A 20,359-nucleotide genomic window follows, 5' to 3' on the forward strand; every position below is an offset into this window, starting at 1 on the left:
TCCATGACCGGCATCATCAGGAAACCGAAGAAATCCGTGGCCCTCTCGGGCATCGTCGCAGGCAATACGGCGCTTTGCAGCGTCGGCCAGACCGGCAACGACCTGCATTACCGCGGCTATGACATCCTCGACATCGCGGAGGCCTGCGATTTCGAGGAGATCGCGCATCTTCTGATCCACGGCCACCTGCCCTCGACCGCCGAGCTGACCGCCTACAAGGGCAAGCTTCGCCGGCTGCGCGGCCTGCCCGCGGCGGTGCGCCAGACGCTGGAGGCGATCCCGGCCGCGACCCATCCGATGGATGTGCTGCGCTCGGGCGTCTCGGCCCTGGGATGCGTGCTGCCCGAACCCGCCGACCAGAACCCGGCCGCCGCGCGCGACATCGCCGACCGGCTGATCGCGGTCCAGGGCTCGATGCTGCTTTACTGGATGCATTACGCCCGGAACGGCCGCCGGATCGAGGTCGAGACCGAGGACGAGACCGTGGCGGGGCATTTCCTGCACCTGCTGCACGGGGCGGCCCCCAGCCAGGAACATGTGCGCGCGATGCACACGACCCTGATCCTTTATGCCGAGCACGAGTTCAACGCCTCGACCTTCACCGCGCGCTCGATCGCGGGCACCGGGGCGGATATCTATTCGGCGATCACCGGGGCCATCGGCGCCCTGCGCGGCCCCAAGCATGGCGGCGCCAACGAGGCCGCCTTCGAGATCCAGAAGCGCTATGCCACGCCCGACCAGGCCGAGGAGGATATCCGCCGCCGCGTTGCCGCGAAGGAGGTCATCATCGGCTTCGGCCACCCGGTCTATACCGTGTCGGATCCGCGCAACGTGGTCATCAAGCGCGTGGCCCGGCATCTGGCCGAGCATGAGGGCGCGACCCGGCGGTTCGACATCGCCGAGCGGATCGAGGAGGTGATGGCCGATGCCAAGGGCATGTTCCCCAATCTCGACTGGTTCTCGGCGGTGTCCTACCACCTGCTGGGCGTGCCGACCGAGCTGTTCACGCCGATCTTCGTGATCGCGCGGACGGCAGGCTGGGGCGCGCATGTGGTCGAACAGCGCGCGGATGGCAAGATCATCCGCCCCTCGGCCAATTACATCGGCCCCGAGAACCGCCGCTTCCTGCCGCTCGACCAGCGCGGCGGGCTTCTGACCGATCAGACGGAGGCATAAATGCCCTATCTCGTTGCGAATGACCTTCCCGATCGCCCGGCGCCCGCGCGGTTCCGCGCAGCGCTGGCCCGGCCCGGGATCTACCGCCTGCCCGGCGCCCATAACGGCATGGCAGCCTTGCAGGCCAGGGCCGCCGGGTTCGGGGGGCTCTACCTGTCGGGGGCGGCGATGACCGCTCAGATGGGGCTGCCCGATCTCGGCATCATCACGGTGGACGAGGTCGCCTTCTTCATCCGCCAGATCGCGCGCGCCTCGGGCCTGCCGCTTCTGGTCGATGGCGATACCGGCTATGGCGAGGCGCTGAACGTCATGCACATGGTCCGCACCTTCGAGGAGGCGGGCGCTGCCGCCGTCCACCTCGAGGACCAGCTTCTGCCCAAGAAATGCGGCCATCTGAACGACAAGAAGCTGGCCCGCCCCGAGGACATGGCGGCCAAGATCGCCGCCGCCGCCCGCGCGAGGCGCGATCTCTTCATCATCGCGCGCACAGATGCGGCGGCCTCCGAAGGCATCGAGGGGGCGGTCGCCCGCGCGAAGCTCTATGTCGAGGCCGGGGCCGAGGCGATCTTCCCCGAAGCCCTGACCTCGGTCGAGATGTTCCGCGAGGTCCGCGCCCGGCTGCCGGGGGTGAAGCTTCTGGCCAACATGACCGAATTCGGCCGGACGCCGTCCCTGACCGCGACCGAATTCCAGGAGCTGGGCTATGACATGGTGATCTGGCCGGTCAGTTCGCTGCGCGTGGCCAACAAGGCGCAGGAGCGGCTTTACGCCGAACTGGTGCGCTCTGGCTCGACGGCCCGGCAGATCCCCGAGATGCAGACCCGCGCCGAGCTGTACGAGACCATCGGGCTGAATGCCTATGAGACGCTCGACCGCTCGATCGTGGCCAGCGTGGCGCCGGAACCCGTCTGAGAGAGGCCTGCGCGGCAAGGGGGATGAAGCCCGTCAGGAAATCGGGCGCACCGCCCTTGCGGCGGCTGCCCGAACCGACCGACGGCCTCCTCGTCTCTCTGCCCCGCTGGGAACTCGTCTATGAAATCATGACGCCGGAAATCGTCACCCGGCCGGCCCTTATCGGCCGGGTGAGCTGGCAAAGCCCTGCCAGGCGGAAAGCTGCCGGGGCGGGGCGAGCAAGCAATCCAACGCCCGGACCAGCTGCTCGTATGAAACCCTCGACGCGATTGCGCGCGAGGCTGAGCCGCCCATGCCGGGCATGACCCGCGCGCGCCCCTGTCGACGGTCGCCGCCCGCGGCAGCCACCAGACGCCGGTCGCGGCATGGTTCGCGACGCACTACGGCACCGGCGACGGCGCCCGGGTGGACGCGCCCTGCCACACGGTGACGGTCAAGGACCGCATGGGGCATATGCAGGCCGATCTGGCCGCGCCGCCCTTCGCCCCGGAACACGAGGCGAGGGCGCGCGAGGTGGCCGAGTTCCTGCGCGCCCATGGCGCCTGGGACGGCGGCGCCTTCGTCACGCTCGAATCGGTATACCTGCACCATCACCCGAGCTTCCAGGAAGCTACCGCGAAGACCCTGGACGGCTGGAAGTGAGGGGTTTCCTTGCAGGGCGAGATTTCGGAATTCTCTAAGCCACTGATTTTATTGGTAGGAGTGAGAGGATTCGAACCTCCGACCCCTGCCTCCCGAAGACAACTCAACGCCATTTGTTCACCCTGCATTCCCTTTTCGCCCCTGCTTTTGTTCGCCCTTGATCGGCGAATTCCGTGTTGAACTTGTGTGGCATCACAGTTTCCGCCCACCCCTGCCAACGGCGGCCACGGCGTCGGACTGGTGGTCCGGGTGGTGGTGGGCATAGACCTTGAACATCGTTTCGATGCTGACGCCGAAGTATCCGGCGGCTTCGTAGATGTCGCCTCCCGCCTGCATCGCCCAAGTAATCGCCGTGTGTCTCAGCGTGTGGGGAGTGACGCCCGTGTTGCTGAGCCCAGCGTCGCGCACAGCCGTAGCCCAAGCCGTCTTGATCGAACCGACTCCTTGCCCTCGAAACTCGATAACCCAGCGATCCTGTCGGCTTTCCCAGCGGCGAAGGTGTGCGAGAAGGCGCGGAGCAATCCGGATGGGCGGTTGACGCTTCTTCGTTTCCAATTGGGCCGAACCGCGGCGATACATCTGCCCGTTCAGGGTGTCGACGTGGCCGCCTGTCGTGTTCGGCATGAAGCGGAGGCGTAGGATCGCGGTCTTCCTGGTGCCGGTGTAGAGGCCGATCAGGATAAACCGCGCGATGTGCTTCGCCTCGGGATTTCGCCAAGCGGCCCACAAGAGCCGGGCAGCCTCCCCTCTTGTCAACCAGCGGTCTTTGGGCTGGGGCTTTGTCGGGAGGTGAACGGTAGGCGGATTGACCAGATAGCCCTCGCTTGCGCAATAGCCGACCCCGGCGGCTAGGGTTCCGAGCTCTTTCCGGATAGTGCCAACGCTGACCGGCGCAGTCTCCAGAACTTCCTTGGTCTTTGGGTCGCGCTTCGTGACTTTCCGCCTCTGACGCCCATAGGCGCGGCAGGTTTCGCGTTTGATCGCGGACGCAGGAAGATCGCCCCAGAACCTGACCAATGGCTCAATCGCGTAAGCTATGCGTGCCGGGTCGGCGACCGTGGGTGCGTGTTCGGAGGCATAGATACTCAACACCTCCGCCACCGTTATTTCGTCTGGTGTAGCCGGGCCGCTTGGCCGGTCGCGGTCTGCGAGGTATTGCGCGAGAGCTGCTTCAGCTTGTCGGCGGTCGCGAGTGCCCGTTGAACGCTCCCCGCGTCCCGTGTCGCGGATGATGTAGATTCCGGTATCCTTGCGGCGGTAGAGACGCGGCCCTTTGGCTTGCTGCGGCATAGATCCATGATCTCCGGAAGGTCGTTGGGGTCGATCCGCTTCCGGTTTCCGAAACGGATAATCAGTCCATGCTGCTCCGCTACGCGCGCGACGGTCGCTCTGGGGGCGTTTAATCGCTTCGCGGCTTCCATGACCGTAATTGTTAGCGTGGCCGTCATCTATCCGACTTCTCGGCCCGTCATCTCAACGCCGATTTCCAAGATCTGAACCAAGGAAAAGTCGGCCGATCTGTTGATCTTGGAAGCAGCGTTTGAGCGGAGGAGGTCATCCGTATCGTCCGCGAGCGGAGACTTTCGAGATGTACCGTGGCTGGCCGCACGTTCCGCCATGAAGGCTTCCCACCGTTCACGCTGGTGATATTCCACCCATCCGCCGCCGAAATAGAGAGCAGCTTGCCCGCAGTCTGAGAGACGAAGACCTTCCCCCACAAAAGTGGCGGAAGGAGGTAGCCCATCTTGAAGAAAGCTCACCAAAGCCTCCTCAAGTGTCTTTTCGGGGTCCAACCCCATTTCGTCGATATCGCTTCCGCGACGGAGATCCGGCTTGAGCGCCCCGAAATACGTCACGTCACGCGCCGCGCGACTGGGTGAGGTGGATGCCACTACGGCAATAATTACGCGGGCGGCGTCAAGAAGAGTGATGTCCGGGGCATTCACGCCCCGAGCGCCAGTTGTGAACAGTCCGGCTTCGCGAAGGACGCGAACCGTCAGGCGAGATTGGACGGCTCATGGATCATCAGATGCGCCGCGCGGTGCATGGCGATCTCGGCCGCCCCCATCACCAGGAGCGACGCGGCAGACGCCGCCACGCCCAACACTTCCACCCGGACCTGCCCGTGCCGGTCGAGCTGCGCCAGGATCGCGGCCCCGTCCGAGGCAATCCCGCCATAGGAGTTGACGGCGATCACCACCGGCACGCCCGCATTGTCGTCCAGGAAGGCGCCGATCCGGGGCGGGGTATTCTCGCCCTCGCCAATCGGCCCGTAGATATGAAGGGTTTCGGTCATTCTGACACCTGAGCTTTGGGGGGCTGTTGCGGTTGCGCCGAGGGAGCGGCGGCGAGGTAGCTGCTGCTCGGCCGCTGGCTCTTCGGATTGGCAAGCCGTCTCATGCCGCCACCTCGATTTCCGAGATATGCCGGAGGAACGCGGTCTGATCGCGCGGCGCCATCGCCTCGAAAGAGGCCAGCGCGAAGGCTTTCAGCTCGGCCCGATTCGCGTGCGAGGCCCAGAACCGGGCTTCCTCCATCCCGCGCAGGAACGGGGGCATGGGCGCCCCGGCCGCGCGCAGCACTGTGGCCGCCGTCATTTCGGCCTGCTCGGGCTCCAGCGACCGCAACGCCGCATAGGCCAGCGAGGCCCGCTCGCGCGCCGTGAGTCGCACCATGGCCAGGAGGCGGAACCAGTCCCAGCCATCGAAGGACGCATAGGTCAGCGCATAGCCGAGAACCCGCGCCATCCGCTTATGCGCGGGCTTGATATCTTTGGAGAGAATCTTGGATTTGCGACCGTCTTTGGCGCAAATCTGTGAGGCCTCACAGTTTCCACTCGTTTCTGTGGATCTGGGATTGGCCTTAACTTGTTGATTTAACTTGGTCGGAGTGAGAGGATTCGAACCTCCGGCCCCTGCCTCCCGAAGACAGTGCTCTACCAGGCTGAGCTACACTCCGACCGTGTGACGGGGGACTTAACGCGCTCTGCCTGCTTTGGCAAGAGGTCATTCGGGGGGCTCTTCGACACCCGGAAGCACCGGGCCCGGCGCGACCCCGGCGCGGTCGGTGGCATGGAGCGCCGGCCGATTCCCGGAGACCTGCGCGCGGCCCTCGCGCAGGAACAGAATCGAGCCGCTGGCGGCGATCACCGTCGCGCCGATCAGCGTGGTGGCATCCGGGGTCTCGTCGAAGAACAGGGAACCGATCAGCACCGCCCAGATCATCTGCGAATATTGCATGGGCGCCACCGTCGCCGCCTCGGACGCGCGATATGCGTTTATCATCAGCCACATGGCGGTCAGCGCCCCGATCGCGACCAGCGCCATGCCGCCCAGATGCACGACCGGCATCGGCCGGTAGACGACCGGCAGCAGACATCCCATCAGCACCACATTGACCAGGAGCGGATAGAGCAACAGCACCACGCTGCGTTCCTCGTTCCCGATCTTTCGTACGATCCCCGAGACCAGCGCGCTGCTGCCCGCCGAGATCAGGGCCGCGAGATGGCCGAAGCTCAGCTCCGATGCCCCCCAGGGGCGCAGCACGATCAGCACGCCGATCAGGCCCAGCACCACGGCCGCCCAGCGCCGGAAGCCGACCCGCTCGCCGAGGATCGGCACCGAGAGCGCGGTGATGATCAGGGGTGTCGAGAAGATGATCGCGTAGGTTTCGGCCAGGGGAATCGCCGAGAAGGCATAGAAGGCCATCAGGATGTTCATCATAACCGCGACGGTGCGCAGCGCGATCCAGCCCGGGCGGCGCGGCCAGAGGCTGCCGCCGTCGCCCTCGCGGATGAGGATCAGCGCGATCAGCGGAAAGCCCAGGAGTGCGCTTAAGAAGAGGATCTGGATCGCGTCGTAATGGACGCCGAGCCCCTTCACCACGGCATCGTGGCCGGAATAGACGGCGAAGCCTGCCAGCGCGAATCCCGCGCCCCGGATGGTCGATGCGGCCATGGGACATGCTCGTGAAACCGGTAGGTCTTCACCCTTCCGCATTTGCGGGGCCCGGGCAAGCGCGGCGTTCAGGCCCGCGCGGAACGCTGCCGCCAGGGGCAGGGACGGGCGCGCGCCACGAGCAGGCGCACGCCCAGGGTCGGATCAGAGGCTCGCGTCAAGCGCGGCGAGGATCGCGTCGCCCATCTGCGAGGTCGAGACCGGGCTGCCGCCGTCGGACTGCATCAGATCGGCGGTGCGGACACCGTCGGCCAGCACCTGCTCGACCGCCTTTTCCAGACGGGTGGCCTCGGCGCCCTGATCGAAGGAATAGCGCAGCGCCATGGCAAAGCTCAGGATGCAGGCGATCGGGTTGGCCTTGCCCTGGCCCGCGATATCGGGGGCCGAGCCGTGCACGGGTTCGTACATCGCCTTGGGCCGGCCGTTCTCCATCGGCGCGCCGAGGCTTGCCGAGGGCAGCATGCCGAGCGAACCGGTCAGCATTGCGGCCACGTCCGACAGGAGGTCGCCGAACAGGTTGTCGGTCACGATTACGTCGAACTGTTTCGGCCAGCGGCAAAGCTGCATGCCGCCCGCATCGGCATACATGTGGCTGAGTTCCACATCGGGATAGCTTTCGTCATGGACCTTCTGGACCACCTCACGCCAGAGGATGCCCGATTCCATCACATTGGCCTTCTCCATCGAGCAGACCTTGTTGCCGCGCTTGCGGGCCAGTTCGAAGGCCGAGCGCGCCACCCGGTCGATCTCGGCCTCGGTATAGCGCTGGGTGTTCAGACCGACGCGCTGACCGCCCTCCTCGACGATGCCGCGGGGCTCGCCGAAATAGATGCCCGAGGTCAGCTCGCGCACGATCATGATGTCGAGGCCCGAGACCACGTCACGCTTCAGCGACGAGAAATCGGCCAGCGCGTCGAAGCATTGCGCGGGGCGGAGGTTGGCGAAAAGATCCATCTCCTTGCGCAGCCGCAGCAGACCGCGTTCGGGCTTCAGGCTGAAATCGAGAGTGTCGTATTTCGGCCCGCCGACCGCGCCCAGCAGCACCGCATCGACCTCTTGCGCCTTTGCCATGGTGGCATCCGACAGCGGCTTGCCATGGGCGTCATAGGCCGCGCCGCCCACCAGATCCTCGGTCACGTCGAACTTGAGACCGCGCTTGTCCCCGAACCAGTCGATGATCCGGGTGACCTCGGCCATCACTTCGGGGCCGATGCCGTCGCCGGGCAGGATCAGAAGGGTGTTGTTCATGGGCGAAAATCCTTGTCTTGAAGGGTTATGGGTGGGGTAGCGGGCCGGTCCCGTCGGGTCAAGGCAAGGCCAGGTCGGCCCAGACGAGACGGTGGCGAGAGGCGGTCCGGACCGTTTCGGCCAGCGGACCATCGGCGGGCCAGAAGACGCCCGCGCCGATCACCTCGATCCCGGAAGAGGGCAGCACGTAATCGACGCGAAGATTGCCGGGGGCCTCGTCCTCGGGGGTGTCGTCCCATTCGGCGGTGTCACGCGCCGGCTCGCCCCGCTGCGCGGCATTGGCGCCGGTCTGCGGGGCGGCGGCCCCGCCCGGGCTTTCGGGCAACGGGTCGGTCAGGCGCGGATCGGCGAGGAAGGCGCGCATCGCGGCGCTGCGGCCGTCGCCATCCTCGGGGTCGAGATTGGCATCGCCCAGAACCACGAAGGGGCCCCGGGGCGGCGCCACATCCAGCGCGCCGTCGAGATAAAGCGTCCAGAGCCGAAGCTCGTCGCGATTCCTCAGCCCGTTGCGGTCCTCGGGACCGTCGAAGACGGGCGGGCTGGCATGGAAGGTCAGCAGATGCAGGACGCTGCCGCCCAGATCGACCGGAACGTCCCAATGCCCGGTGGTCGAGAGCCGCTGCACCGCCTGCGCCTCGGCCGAGGGAAAGGGCGCGCCGTCCATTTCGGGCAGCGTGGCGCCGGGCAGGTCGCGCCAGACGAGCGCCGAGAAATCGCGGACCCGGTCGGTCAGGACCGGAAAGCGCGACAGGATCGCCATGCCGTCCTGCCCCGCGAAATATCCGAAGCCCTGGGCATCGCCCGGCCCGCCCACACGGCCGTCGCCGTCGAGATCGAGCCCGGTCCGCAGGCCGGTATTGGGCCTCAGCGCGAAGAGATGGGGATAGTCCAGATCGCGGGCGCGAAGCCGGTCCGCCAGCACCCTCAGCGCCAGCCCGTCGAGGTCGTAATCGATGCCCTGCAGCGCGATTATGTCGGGGCGCGCGGCGGTGATCACGTCGAGCACGGCCGCCACCTGCGAATCCTTGCCCGAGAGGATGTCGCGCAACAGCAGACCGGGGCCCTTGCGCGACAGATCGGTATTGAAGCTTGCCACGCGAATATCCGCCAGGGCGGGGGCGGCAAGGCAAAGGGCAAGCAGGCCCGGCACCAAGGCGGCGGGCCTGCGCATCCGGGTCAGACCCAGGGCCGTTCCTGCGCCATCTTCGACTCGAAGCCGTCGATGGCCGGCGCCTTGTTCAGGGTCAGACCGATATCGTCGAGCCCTTCCAGCAGGCAGTGCTTGCGGAACGGGTCGACCTCGAAGGCGATCTCGACCCCGTCCGAGGTGGTGATCACCTGGCTTTCCAGATCGACGGTCATGCGGGCATTGGCGCCCTTCTCGGCATCCTTCATCAGGATGTCGACCTGCTCCTGCGGCAGCGGGATCGGCAGGATGCCGTTCTTGAAGCAGTTGTTGAAGAAGATGTCGGCAAAGCTGGGCGCGATCACGCAGCGGATGCCGAAATCCTTGATCGCCCAGGGGGCGTGTTCGCGCGAGGATCCGCAGCCGAAATTCTCGCCCGCGACCAGGATCTGGGTCTCGCGATAGGCGGGCTTGTTCAGCACGAAATCGGGGATCTCGTTGCCATCCTGATCGTAGCGCATCTCGTCGAACAGGTTCACCCCCAGCCCCTCGCGCTTGATCGTCTTGAGGTATTGCTTGGGGATGATCATGTCGGTGTCGATATTGACGAGCGGCAGCGGCGCGGCGATGCCGGTGATTTTCTCGAATTTGTCCATTCGTTTCAGGTCTCCTATGGCCTGGCGCGCCGCATGCGGGCGGCTGGGTCAGGCAGGTGTTTCGACATGGCGCGGGCGCCGCGCCACAATCCCGAAGGCGATGAGGCCGATGCCGTCCACGATCAGCTCGATCCCCAGCAGCAGCCCCAGAAGCGTCTCGGCGGCGGCAAAGAAGTTCGAGAAGATCAGGACCCCGATCAGGATCGAGGCGGCCCCGGTCAGAAGCAGCAGCCAGAACAGGCTGGTATGGCGGAAGGTGAAGGACAGCATCGCCCGCATGACCCCCATGGCCACGAAGAGCAGGCCGAGCAGAAGCGTCATCCAGGCCGCGCCGACCAGCGGGTTGATCAGGATCGACAGGCCCGCCAGCAGGAACAGAATGCCGACGAAGCCGTTGACCCAGCGATGCGAGTCGGGACCGCCCCGCATCACCGTGATCATCTGGAGCAGACCGGCGATCAGGAAGACGAGCCCGACGATCTGCGTTGCCGCGATGGTGGCCGCGAAGGGGTTGGCCAGCGCCACCACCCCGCCGATGAGGAGTGCAAGGCCGATCAACGTGTAGATGAGCCAGTTTTTCATGGGAACCTCCTTGATGTGAGATTGTGTCGCCAAATCAACGGCCGCGGCGACGGATGGGTTCCCGCGCGCGGATCCCGCCCGGCGGCCGCCCGGGCGGCCTTGAAACAGGGAGGGATCCGGCCCGTCACTTCCTTCGACGCCTCCGGCTCAGACCGTCTCGGCCAGCAATTCGCGCACGTCGGTCAAATGCCCCGCGACCGCCGCTGCCGCCGCCATGACCGGGCTCATCAGATGGGTGCGCCCGCCCCGGCCCATGCGGCCCTCGAAGTTGCGGTTCGAGGTGGCGGCGCAGCGTTCGCCCGGAGACAGCTGGTCGGGGTTCATGCCCAGACACATCGAACAGCCGGCAAGCCGCCATTCGAAGCCCGCCTCGGTGAAGACCTTGTCGAGCCCCTCTTCCTCGGCCTGCGCCCGCACGAGCCCCGAGCCCGGCACGACCATGCCGCGCAAGCCCGGCGCCAGTTTCTTGCCCTTGAGGATTTCGGCCGCGGCGCGCAGATCCTCGATCCGGCCATTGGTGCAGGACCCGATGAAGACCGCATCGACCTTGATCTCGGTCAGCGGCGTGCCCGGCTTCAGGCCCATGTAGTCGAGCGAGCGCCGCGCGGCCTCGACCTTGCCGCCCTCGAAATCCTCGGGGGCTGGCACGGTGCCGGTGATCGGCAGCACGTCCTCGGGCGAGGTGCCCCAGGTCACGACCGGCGCGATATCCTCGCCCCGGATCGTCACGACCTCGTCCCAATGGGCGTCATCGTCGGATTTCAGCGTCTTCCACCAGGCAAGCGCGGCTTCCCATTGCGCGCCCTTCGGCGCATGGGGGCGGCCCTTGACATAGTCGAAGGTGGTCTCGTCGGGCGCGATCAGGCCCGCGCGCGCGCCGCCCTCGATCGCCATGTTGCAGACCGTCATCCGGCCTTCCATCGACAGCGCGCGGATCGCCTCGCCGCAATATTCGATGACATAGCCGGTGCCGCCCGCGGTGCCGGTCCGGCCGATCACCGCAAGGGTGATGTCCTTGGCCGTGACGCCTGGCGGCAGCGTGCCGGTGATCTCGACCTTCATGTTCTTCGATTTCTTCTGGATCAGCGTCTGGGTGGCCAGAACATGTTCGACCTCGGAGGTGCCGATCCCGTGCGCCAGCGCCCCGAAGGCGCCATGGGTCGCGGTATGGCTGTCGCCGCAGACCACGGTCATGCCGGGCAGGGTCCAGCCCTGTTCGGGACCGACGATATGCACGATCCCCTGCCGGATATCCGAGACGGGATAGTAGTTGACGCCGAATTCGCGCGCATTCCTGTCGAGCGCCTCGACCTGGATGCGGCTTTCCTCGTTGTCGATCTTGGTGTCGCGCCCTTCGGTGGTGGGCACGTTGTGATCGGGCACGGCGATGGTCTTTTCGGGCGCGCGCACGGTGCGGCCCGTCATCCTGAGCCCTTCGAAGGCTTGCGGGCTCGTCACCTCATGCACGAGATGGCGGTCGATATACAGAAGACAGGTGCCGTCCTCGGCCTGGTCGACCAGGTGGGCATCCCACAGCTTGTCATAGAGGGTCTTGCCGGTCATGGAATTCTCCGCGGCTATGTCACTTGGCAAATGGAGAAACGGGTGCAGGCGCCGCCTTATAGGCGGGCGAGCACCGAGCGTGCCGCGCCGAAGAATCGCCAGGGCAGGCGGGCGCGGTCGTCCATGTCGAAGACGCGTTTCATAAAAGCGGGATACTCCTTTGCCCGGGGCCGATCAAGGGCAAGCGCATGCCGGGGCGGCAGGTCACGCTGACGATATAGGCATACCGAGGGCTCTTCGCCCCATATTTAGTGTCCAATGACAAAATGCATGACGCCACGAAGGGAAAACGCGCATTTTTGTTGCATGTCGTTCCGGAGCCTCCCGAAGGCCACCAACACAGGCACCACGACCGGGCGGCTCGCCTCCGCTGCCAGGCTCAGCTCCGCGCCCGCCACCATCCGATACTGTTGAAAAACTCGCTTGCGAGGTCTCAGAGCACAAGCTCATGGGACATGGCTCCGCTTTTCTGCGACCCCGCCTCGTAGACGGACCTTTTCTGCCGCTGTGAAGAACGGGGCTCCAACCTCAGGCGACACCTCAACCGCTGCCGGAGCTTTTCAACCCAATCCTCCATAAGCGGACCGTGACGCCGAAAGGCGGCAAGGGGAAAGGTGAACGGCAGACCCCGGTCGCCTGCACCCTCTCCGCCACGTGGACGCCCGCGCCTGCGATCCGCTGCATGCAGCCTTTGGCTTTTTGCCCACCTGACCTAATCTGGGAAAAAAGGAGCCCCCATGGAGAGCGATCCCTCCCCGATCCTGCAAGAGCTGCAAATGCTGGCCGAGCAGGCCCGGGGCTTCGGACAGAGCCTCACCCGCCCGGGCTGGCGGATGTATCAGATCGGCATCCTGCTGGGGCTTTTCGCGCTGGCCCAGATCGGGGCCTGGATGTTTTACCGGCGGCTTTACGGCTGGCTGCGGGCGCGCGAGGGCTGGCCGATCTGGCGTTTCCGCACCGCGCTGATCCTGCTGCGCCGGCTCCGGATCATCCTGCTGGTGATACTGGCCTGGATCACGGTCTGGGCGATGCGCGAGCTGACATGGCCGTCGCGCAGCTATCTGGTGGCCATCGGCGCGACCCTGGCCTCGGCCTGGCTTTTCGTCGGCCTGGCCGCGCGACTGGTGCGCAACCCCTTCCTGCGGCGGCTCGTGACCTGGGGGCTCTGGGTCTATGTCACGCTTTACGTCATCGGCCTGGACGACGAGGCCGCGGCCGTGCTCGACTCGCTCCGGCTCGGCATGGGCGATCTGCACCTCTCGGCGCTGACCCTGATCAGGGCCGCGGTGGTGACCGGCGTGCTCTTCACCGGCGCCCGGCTGATCGCCACCACCTCGGCCGCGCGCATCCGGCGCGACGACGACATCTCGCCCTCGATGCGGGTGCTGATCGTCAAGATCCTGCAGATGAGCCTTTACGGCGCCGCGGTCTTCCTCGGGCTCAAGCTGGCCGGGTTCGACCTAACCGGCCTGGCCGTGCTGTCGGGCGCGATCGGGGTCGGGCTCGGCTTCGGGCTGCAGAAAGTGGTCTCGAACCTCGTCTCGGGCGTGATCATCCTGCTCGACAAGTCGATCAAGCCAGGCGACGTGATCTCGCTTGGCGATACCTTCGGCTGGATCAACGCGCTCGGCGCGCGCTATGTCTCGGTCGTCACCCGCGAGGGCAAGGAATACCTCATTCCGAACGAGGATCTGATCACCAGCCAGGTGGTCAACTGGTCCCATTCCAACGAATTCGTCCGGCTCGACATCTTCTTCGGCACCTCCTATGGCGACGACCCGCATCTGGTGCGCAGGCTGGCGGTCGAGGCCGCCGCCGGGGTCGACCGGGTGCTGGCCGAGCGCCCGCCGGTCTGCCATGTGGTGGGCTTCGGCGACAGCTCGGTCGATTTCATCCTGCGATTCTGGATCGTCGACCCGAGCGAAGGCCTGACCAATGTGCGCGGCGCGGTGTTCCTCGCGCTCTGGGATGCGTTCAAGGCCAATGGCGTCACCATTCCCTTCCCGCAGCGCGAGGTGACGGTTCTGCCCGGCAGCCGGCTTGCCGCGGACCCTCTGCCCGACACCGTTTCCGACGACCCTCTTCCAGAGTAAGGAGCCCTGACCGATGCGCCTTTCCGCCTTTCCGACCGGACTTGTCCTCGCCGGCGCCCTGCTCGCGGGCGGCCTTGCCCGCGCCGAGACCTATCGCGGCTATCCCGAAGTGCCCTACAGCGTCGAGCGCCAGGCCGGAGCCTTCGAGCTGCGCCGCTATCCGGCCCGCACCATCGCCGAAGTGGTCGTCGACGGGACGCGCTTTGCCGCCATCAATCGCGGCTTCAGCGAATTGGCGCATTATATCTTCGGCGAGAATGCCGCAGGCGAAAAGATCGCCATGACCGTGCCGGTCGGCCAGACCCGAACCGATCTGGGCTGGGCGATCCGCTTCACCATGCCCGAGGGCGCGGCGCCCGAGACCCTGCCCGAGCCCACCGAATCCTGGGTCAGGCTGCGTCGTCTGCCGCCCGAAACCCTTCTGGTGGCACGCTTTTCCGGCCGCGCCACGGCCGAGAGGCTGAATGCCGCCGGGCGCGAACTGGTGGCCGAGGCCAAGGCGCAGGGGCTGCGCCTGAGCGGGCCTGCGCGGCTGATGTTCTACGACGACCCCTTCACGATGCCCTGGAACCGGCGCAACGAGGTCGCCTATCCGGTGGCACGATGACGCCGCCCGGCCGCCCTGCGCATTGAGATTTCGGCCATCCGATGCTAAATATGTCTCATGCCCAGCGCCGGGGCACCGACGGCGCGCCACGTAGGAGGACAATGTCCTGTCTCACAATCTTGAGGTGGCCTTTGACGGGGCCGCAGCAAAGGCAGCCATGAGCGGGCTGCTCCCTGATGTGTCGAGCGAAGAGCTCCTCGAACGCATTCTCGCTTCTCTCGACGACGACAAGGCCGAGGACGTGGTCCGGATCGACCTGCGCGGCAAGTCCAGCGTGGCCGATTACATGGTCATCTGTTCGGGCCGCTCGACCCGTCAGGTCTCGGCCATCGCCGAAAAGCTGAAGGACCGGCTCAAGGAAGAGCTGGGCCGCGGCTGCAAGGTCGAGGGCAAGGATCAGGGCGACTGGGTGCTGGTCGATATCGGCGACGTGATCGTCCATGTCTTCCGGCCCGAGGTGCGCGAGTTCTACCAGCTCGAGAAAATGTGGATGCCCGCCGCGGCAATGGCCCCCGCCCGGGCCTGATGCGGGTCCATGTCTGCGCCGTGGGGCGTCTGCGCAAGGGCCCCGAGCGCGACCTGATCGAGGATTACACCGCCCGGTTCGACCGGACGGGCCGCGGCTTGGGTCTCGGCCCGCTGAGCTTTGCCGAGGTCGAGGACCGCAAGGGCGGCGGCCCCGCCGCCGAAGCCGCGCTGCTGACCCGCGCGCTGCCGCAGGGCGCGGCGATCTGCGCGCTCGACGAGCGTGGCCGGACCCTCGGCTCGCCCGACCTCGCGGCGCTGCTCGCGCGCTGGCGCGATGCCGGGCGCGGCGATGCGGCCTTCGTGATCGGCGGCGCCGACGGGCTCGATCCGGCGCTGGTGAGCCGGGCCGAAACGGTGCTGTCCTTCGGCCCGATGGTCTGGCCCCACATGCTGGCTAGGACCATGCTGAGCGAACAGCTTTACCGTGCCGCCACCATCCTCGCCGGCCTGCCCTATCATCGCGCCTGACCTTCTTCCTGATCCAGACACCCGGAAACCGCCCCCGCCGGGATGCGGCCCGCGCGGAACCACGGGTCCTGATCCCACCCTCTGCCCGGTCATGTGACGGGCCGGCATATAAGCCCGCTGTTGTTCTCGCGCCCCTCGGCTTTTAGAAGGGACTCAACCGCAGAAGGGCCCTTGCCATGACCACACCGAAACCCGTCGTTCTTTGCATCCTCGACGGCTGGGGCATCGGCCCCACCCATGACGACAATGCCCCGCTTCTGGCCGAGACGCCGAATTTCGACCGGCTGATGCAGAGCTGCCCGCATTCCGTCCTGACCACTTTCGGACCCGATGTCGGCCTGCCCTCCGGGCAGATGGGCAATTCCGAGGTCGGCCATACCAATATCGGCGCCGGCCGGGTGGTGGCGATGGATCTGGGCCAGATCGATCTGGCAATCGAGGATGGCAGCTTCTTCGCCCGGCCCGCCCTCACCGATTTCATCGGGAAGATGAAGGCCTCGGGCGGGACGGCGCATCTGATAGGGCTTGTCTCCGATGGCGGCGTGCATGGCCATATCTCCCATATCCTCGCCGCCGCCCGCTGCATCGCCGAGGCCGGCGTGCCGGTCGCCATCCATGCCCTCACCGATGGCCGCGACGTGCTGCCGCAATCGGCCGACCGCTTCATCCCCGAGCTTGCACAGGGCCTGCCCGAGGGCGCCCGCATCGCCACCGTGATCGGGCGCTATTACGCCATGGACCGCGACAATCGCTGGGAGCGGGTGAAGCTTGCCTATCACGCCATGGCCAACGGGCTCGGCGAAGAGGTCGCCAGCGCCGCAGAGGCGGTGCAGAAGGCCTATGACCGCGGCGAGACCGACGAGTTCATCCACCCTTCGGTTGTGGCGGGCCATGACGGCATGAAGGATGGCGACGGGCTGTTCTGCCTCAATTTCCGCGCCGACCGCGCCCGCGAGATCCTGCGTGCCTTCGTCCAGCCCGATTTCGACAATTTCGACACCGGCACCCGGCCCGATTTCGCGGCGGCGCTGGGGATGGTCGAATATTCGGTCGAGCACAACGCCTGGATGACCACGGTCTTTCCCAAGCGCAAGATCGTCAACACCCTCGGCGAATGGGTGGCAAAGCAGGGACTCCGGCAGTTCCGCCTCGCCGAGACCGAGAAATACCCCCATGTCACCTTCTTCCTGAATGGCGGCAAGGAAGCGCCCGAGACCGGCGAGGACCGCTTCATGCCCCCGAGCCCCAAGGTCGCGACCTATGACCTTGCCCCCGAGATGTCGTCCGAGGCGGTCGCCGACAGCCTGGTCGAGGCGATCGAGGCCCGCTACGACCTGATCGTGGTCAATTTCGCCAATCCCGACATGGTCGGCCATACCGGCATCGTCGCCGCGGCGATGAAGGCCTGCGAGGCGGTCGACAAGGGCCTCGGCCGGGCGCTTGCCGCGCTTGAAGAGGTCGGCGGCGCCATGATCGTCACCGCCGATCACGGCAATTGCGAGACGATGATCGACCCCGCCACCGGCGGTCCGCATACCGCCCATACGCTGAACCCGGTGCCGGTGATCCTGTTCGGCGGCCCCGACGGCGCGCGGCTCCGCGACGGCCGGCTGGCCGATCTGGCACCGACCGTGCTTGCGCTGATGAACCTTCCGAAACCGCCCGAGATGACGGGCGAGACCCTGATCGGCGCGTGAGACGGGCGGGCGGTCCGGGGCGTGCCCTTCTGATCGCCTGGGCCGTTCTGGCCGGGCTGCCCGGCCCGTTTTCCGGCCCTTTTTCCTCGGGCCCGGCCCTGGCCGCCAGCGCCGATCCGGCCGAGACCGCGCGCGAGGCGGCCACAGCTCTTCGCGCGGCGGCCGAACGGCTTCGGGCCGCGGGCGGGGCCCGTGACCGGGTCGCGGCCCTGACCGGGACCGTCCGTGCCTATGAGGAAGGGCTGACCGCGCTGCGCGAGGGGCTGCGGCGCGCGGCCCTGCGCGAACAGACCATCGCCGCCGTTCTCGATGCCCGGCGCGAGGAGATCGCCCGGCTGGTCGGTGTGCTTGCAGGCATCGAGCGCAATCCCGAGACACTGGTCCTTCTGCATCCGACCGGACCGCTCGGCGCGGCGCGGGCGGGCATGATGCTGGGCGAGGTGACCCCGGCGCTGCAGGCCGAGGCCGAAGCCTTGCGTCGCCAGATGGACGAAGTCGCGCTGATCCGCGCCCTGCAGGAAAGCGCGGCCGACGACCTGGCCGCGGGGCTTGCGGGGGTGCAGACCGCCCGCACCGAGCTCAGCCAGGCCATCGCCGAGCGCCGCGACCTGCCGCAGCGCTTTGCCGCCGATCCCGAGCGGCTGTCCCATCTCGCGCTCAGCAGCGAGACGCTGGACGGCTTTGCCGAAGGGCTGGCTCAGGTCGGGGGGATGGCGCCCGAAGGCAGCGCGCCTCCGGGCTTCGAGGCGTTGCGCGGAACGCTGCCGCTGCCGGTCGAGGGCACCGTGCTGCGCGGCTTCGAACAGGCCGACGCCGCAGGCATCGAGCGCCCCGGGCTGGTGCTGGCGACCCGGCCGCTGGCGCTGGTGACGACGCCGGTCGCGGCCACGATCCGTTATCGCGGGCCGCTGCTCGACTACGGAAATGTGATGGTGCTGGAACCCGCCGAAGGCTATCTGCTGGTGCTTGCCGGTATGGCGCAGGTCTATGGTGGCGAGGGGCAGGTCCTGCCCGGCGGCGCGCCGGTCGGGCTCATGGGCGGCGCCGATCCCAACAGGGCGGCGTTTCTGGACGCGGCGGCAGAAGGCGGTGGCAATGACCGGCCGGAAACGCTTTATATGGAATTGAGACAGGGCGGCAGCCCCGTGGACCCGGCGCCGTGGTTCGCGCGACAGTAAGGATTGAGGATGCCGATGAAGAAATTCGTGGTCGCCGCACTGGGCGGCGTGGTTGCCGGAACGCTCGTCGCCACGCAGGTGGCCGGCCCGCTTCTGGCCGATGAGGCCAAGTCGAACAGCTCGGTCTACGAACAGCTCGATCTCTTCGGCGACGTGTTCGAGCGGATCCGCTCGCAATATGTCGAGGAAGTCGACCCGACCAAACTGATCGAGGCCGCGATCAACGGCATGCTGACCTCGCTCGATCCGCATTCGAGCTACCTGCCGCCGAAGGATTTCGACGACATGCAGGTCCAGACCCGCGGCGAATTCGGCGGGCTCGGGATCGAGGTCACCCAGGAGGACGGTTTCGTCAAGGTCGTCTCGCCGATCGACGGCACCCCGGCCGAGGAGGCGGGCATCGAGTCGGGCGATTTCATCACTCATGTGAATGGCGAGAGCGTGCTGGGGCTGACGCTTGACGACGCGGTCGAGACCATGCGCGGCCCGGTCGGCAGCGAGATCGTCATCACCGTGGTCCGCAAGGGCGTCGACGAACCCTTCGATGTCACCATCACCCGCGACACCATCAAGCTGACCGCGGTGCGGTCGCGGGTCGAGGGCAACACGGTCGTGCTGCGCGTCACCACCTTCAACGACCAGACCTATTCCAATCTCAAGGAGGAATGGAAGAAATCGGTCGAGGAACTGGACGGCATCGAGAACGTCAACGGCGTCGTGCTCGATCTGCGCAACAATCCCGGCGGGCTGCTGCCGCAGGCGATCAAGGTGTCGGATGCCTTCCTCGATGCGGGCGAGATCGTCTCGACCCGGGGGCGCGAGCCGCAGGACAGCGACCGCTACAATGCCACCAAGGGTGATCTGACCGGCGGGCTGCCGATGGTGGTTCTGATCAATGGCGGCTCGGCCTCTGCCTCGGAAATCGTGGCGGGCGCGCTGAAGGACCATCGCCGGGCCATCGTCGTCGGCACCCGCAGCTTCGGCAAGGGCTCGGTCCAGACGGTGATGCCGATGAAGGGCGAGGGCGCGATGCGGCTGACCACGGCGCGCTACTACACGCCCTCGGGCCGGTCGATCCAGGCGCTGGGCGTCTCTCCCGACATCGTGGTGGAACAGCCGCGGCGCGACCGGACAGCCGCAGAGGAGACCGAGGATCAACCCTCGTCTGCGCTGCACATGCGCTCCGAGGCCGATCTGCGCGGGGCGCTCGACAATGACAGCATGACCGAGGACGAGCGCAAGCAGGCCGAGGAAGAACAGGCCAAGGCCGAAGCCGCCGCCAAGCTGCGCGAAGAGGATTACCAGCTGGCCTATGCGGTCGACATCCTCAAGGGCCTCTCGGCGCTCGACCCCGAACACAAGTGACAGGAAGGGAGGGGGCCGGGTCGCACCGGCCCCGAAGGTATCGGATGACTCGCGAAGAGATCGAGAAACTGCCCTATCGCCCCGGCGTGGGGATCATGCTGGTCAATGGCGAGGGCAAGGTCTTCGTCGGCCAGCGCAAGGACTGGGCCGAACCCGCCTGGCAGATGCCGCAGGGCGGCATCGACAAGGGCGAAGAACCGGAAACAGCGCTGTTGCGCGAGCTTTGGGAAGAGACCGGGGTGACCGCCGATCTCGTGGAGATCCTTGCCCGCACCGACGACTGGATCCACTACGACCTGCCGTCCGAGCTGGTCGGCCGGGTCTGGAAGGGAAAATATCGCGGCCAGAAGCAGCTCTGGTACCTGCTGCGCTTCCTCGGCAGCGACGATCAGGTGAACATCGCGACCGAGCATCCCGAATTCGAGGCCTGGACCTGGATCGACGCCGAGGCGCTGGTCGCTCATATCGTGCCCTTCAAGCGCGCGCTCTACGAACGCGTGGTGGCCGAGCTCGCGCCGCGCATTCCGTCGCAGGAAGGCGCCGCCTGAGCCGTTTGCCCCGA

The 20,359-nt window shown here is 66.7% G+C and carries 21 protein-coding genes and 2 tRNA genes; 11 read left to right on the forward strand and 12 right to left on the reverse strand.

Translation table 11 applies throughout. The annotated features are described in order from the left end of the window. Window positions 1-3 precede the first annotated feature (3 nt). The 3 genes from prpC to A6W98_RS21770 all read left to right on the forward strand — a co-directional run bounded on the left by prpC (window position 4) and on the right by A6W98_RS21770 (window position 2,730). On the forward strand, window positions 4-1,176 hold the full coding sequence (gene prpC, locus A6W98_RS01935; protein WP_042457193.1) for a bifunctional 2-methylcitrate synthase/citrate synthase: 1,173 nt from the start codon (window positions 4-6) through the stop codon (window positions 1,174-1,176). Further along, window positions 1,177-2,088, forward strand: a complete 912-nt coding sequence (prpB, locus tag A6W98_RS01940; RefSeq protein WP_042457195.1) for a methylisocitrate lyase — start codon at window positions 1,177-1,179, stop codon at window positions 2,086-2,088. 405 nt (window positions 2,089-2,493) lie between these two features. Next, window positions 2,494-2,730, forward strand: coding sequence for a hypothetical protein (locus A6W98_RS21770; protein ID WP_231098343.1), 237 nt, complete (start codon window positions 2,494-2,496; stop codon window positions 2,728-2,730). 52 nt (window positions 2,731-2,782) lie between these two features. Here A6W98_RS21770 and A6W98_RS01950 read toward each other — a convergent pair. From A6W98_RS01950 to leuC, 12 genes are all read right to left on the reverse strand, one after another. Next, window positions 2,783-2,862: transfer RNA gene (locus A6W98_RS01950), tRNA-Ser, on the reverse strand. 60 nt (window positions 2,863-2,922) lie between these two features. Beyond that, window positions 2,923-4,020 carry an integrase gene (locus A6W98_RS01955; protein WP_042457200.1) on the reverse strand — a complete coding sequence of 366 codons (1,098 nt, stop codon included), beginning with the start codon at window positions 4,018-4,020 and terminating at the stop codon, window positions 2,923-2,925. A 158-nt stretch (window positions 4,021-4,178) separates the two neighbouring features. Further along, on the reverse strand, window positions 4,179-4,676 hold the full coding sequence (locus A6W98_RS20765; RefSeq protein WP_042457203.1) for a hypothetical protein: 498 nt from the start codon (window positions 4,674-4,676) through the stop codon (window positions 4,179-4,181). Window positions 4,677-4,726: 50 nt separating this feature from the next. Next, the gene (locus tag A6W98_RS01960) at window positions 4,727-5,026 is read right to left on the reverse strand and encodes an ATP-dependent Clp protease proteolytic subunit (RefSeq protein ID WP_052677886.1); all 300 of its coding nucleotides are present in this window, start codon (window positions 5,024-5,026) and stop codon (window positions 4,727-4,729) included. A gap of 100 nt (window positions 5,027-5,126) precedes the next feature. After that, on the reverse strand, window positions 5,127-5,477 hold the full coding sequence (locus A6W98_RS01965; RefSeq protein ID WP_042457204.1) for a hypothetical protein: 351 nt from the start codon (window positions 5,475-5,477) through the stop codon (window positions 5,127-5,129). 134 nt (window positions 5,478-5,611) lie between these two features. Further along, a tRNA-Pro gene (locus A6W98_RS01970) sits at window positions 5,612-5,688 on the reverse strand. A gap of 47 nt (window positions 5,689-5,735) precedes the next feature. Continuing rightward, entirely contained in the window at window positions 5,736-6,686 is a 951-nt protein-coding gene (locus A6W98_RS01975; protein WP_042457208.1) for a DMT family transporter, read from the reverse strand. A 144-nt stretch (window positions 6,687-6,830) separates the two neighbouring features. Beyond that, window positions 6,831-7,934 carry a 3-isopropylmalate dehydrogenase gene (leuB, locus tag A6W98_RS01980; RefSeq protein WP_042457211.1) on the reverse strand — a complete coding sequence of 368 codons (1,104 nt, stop codon included), beginning with the start codon at window positions 7,932-7,934 and terminating at the stop codon, window positions 6,831-6,833. A gap of 58 nt (window positions 7,935-7,992) precedes the next feature. After that, window positions 7,993-9,030, reverse strand: coding sequence for an endonuclease/exonuclease/phosphatase family protein (locus A6W98_RS01985; RefSeq protein ID WP_319801168.1), 1,038 nt, complete (start codon window positions 9,028-9,030; stop codon window positions 7,993-7,995). An 80-nt stretch (window positions 9,031-9,110) separates the two neighbouring features. Beyond that, complete coding sequence (leuD, locus tag A6W98_RS01990) at window positions 9,111-9,716, reverse strand: 3-isopropylmalate dehydratase small subunit (RefSeq protein ID WP_042457217.1); 606 nt, start codon at window positions 9,714-9,716, stop codon at window positions 9,111-9,113. 48 nt (window positions 9,717-9,764) lie between these two features. Then, window positions 9,765-10,298, reverse strand: coding sequence for an HdeD family acid-resistance protein (locus A6W98_RS01995; protein ID WP_042457220.1), 534 nt, complete (start codon window positions 10,296-10,298; stop codon window positions 9,765-9,767). 147 nt (window positions 10,299-10,445) lie between these two features. Beyond that, a complete protein-coding gene (gene leuC, locus A6W98_RS02000; protein ID WP_042457222.1) occupies window positions 10,446-11,861 on the reverse strand; it encodes a 3-isopropylmalate dehydratase large subunit in 1,416 nt (471 codons plus the stop codon). 737 nt (window positions 11,862-12,598) lie between these two features. Between leuC and A6W98_RS02005 the strand changes: the two genes are divergently transcribed. The 8 genes from A6W98_RS02005 to A6W98_RS02040 all read left to right on the forward strand — a co-directional run bounded on the left by A6W98_RS02005 (window position 12,599) and on the right by A6W98_RS02040 (window position 20,345). Then, on the forward strand, window positions 12,599-13,954 hold the full coding sequence (locus A6W98_RS02005) for a mechanosensitive ion channel family protein (protein ID WP_042457225.1): 1,356 nt from the start codon (window positions 12,599-12,601) through the stop codon (window positions 13,952-13,954). A gap of 13 nt (window positions 13,955-13,967) precedes the next feature. Beyond that, window positions 13,968-14,561, forward strand: a complete 594-nt coding sequence (locus A6W98_RS02010) for an SOUL family heme-binding protein (protein ID WP_052677887.1) — start codon at window positions 13,968-13,970, stop codon at window positions 14,559-14,561. Window positions 14,562-14,718: 157 nt separating this feature from the next. Then, window positions 14,719-15,087 (forward strand): ribosome silencing factor, encoded by a 369-nt coding sequence (gene rsfS, locus A6W98_RS02015; RefSeq protein ID WP_042457228.1) that lies wholly within the window; start codon window positions 14,719-14,721, stop codon window positions 15,085-15,087. After that, on the forward strand, window positions 15,087-15,557 hold the full coding sequence (rlmH, locus tag A6W98_RS02020; protein ID WP_042464400.1) for a 23S rRNA (pseudouridine(1915)-N(3))-methyltransferase RlmH: 471 nt from the start codon (window positions 15,087-15,089) through the stop codon (window positions 15,555-15,557). Before rsfS ends, rlmH begins: the two co-directional genes overlap by 1 nt. Before the next feature lie 176 nt (window positions 15,558-15,733). Beyond that, window positions 15,734-17,254, forward strand: coding sequence for a 2,3-bisphosphoglycerate-independent phosphoglycerate mutase (gpmI, locus tag A6W98_RS02025; RefSeq protein WP_042457231.1), 1,521 nt, complete (start codon window positions 15,734-15,736; stop codon window positions 17,252-17,254). A 56-nt stretch (window positions 17,255-17,310) separates the two neighbouring features. Continuing rightward, a complete protein-coding gene (locus tag A6W98_RS02030; protein ID WP_042464402.1) occupies window positions 17,311-18,432 on the forward strand; it encodes a murein hydrolase activator EnvC family protein in 1,122 nt (373 codons plus the stop codon). Between the two features lie 15 nt (window positions 18,433-18,447). Further along, the gene (locus A6W98_RS02035; RefSeq protein ID WP_042464404.1) at window positions 18,448-19,797 is read left to right on the forward strand and encodes a S41 family peptidase; all 1,350 of its coding nucleotides are present in this window, start codon (window positions 18,448-18,450) and stop codon (window positions 19,795-19,797) included. A gap of 44 nt (window positions 19,798-19,841) precedes the next feature. Continuing rightward, window positions 19,842-20,345, forward strand: a complete 504-nt coding sequence (locus tag A6W98_RS02040; protein WP_042457233.1) for an RNA pyrophosphohydrolase — start codon at window positions 19,842-19,844, stop codon at window positions 20,343-20,345. Window positions 20,346-20,359 lie beyond the last annotated feature (14 nt).

Origin of the sequence: Rhodovulum sulfidophilum DSM 1374 (genome assembly GCF_001633165.1) — a bacterium.
In the GTDB taxonomy this organism is placed as follows: Bacteria; Pseudomonadota; Alphaproteobacteria; order Rhodobacterales; family Rhodobacteraceae; genus Rhodovulum; species Rhodovulum sulfidophilum.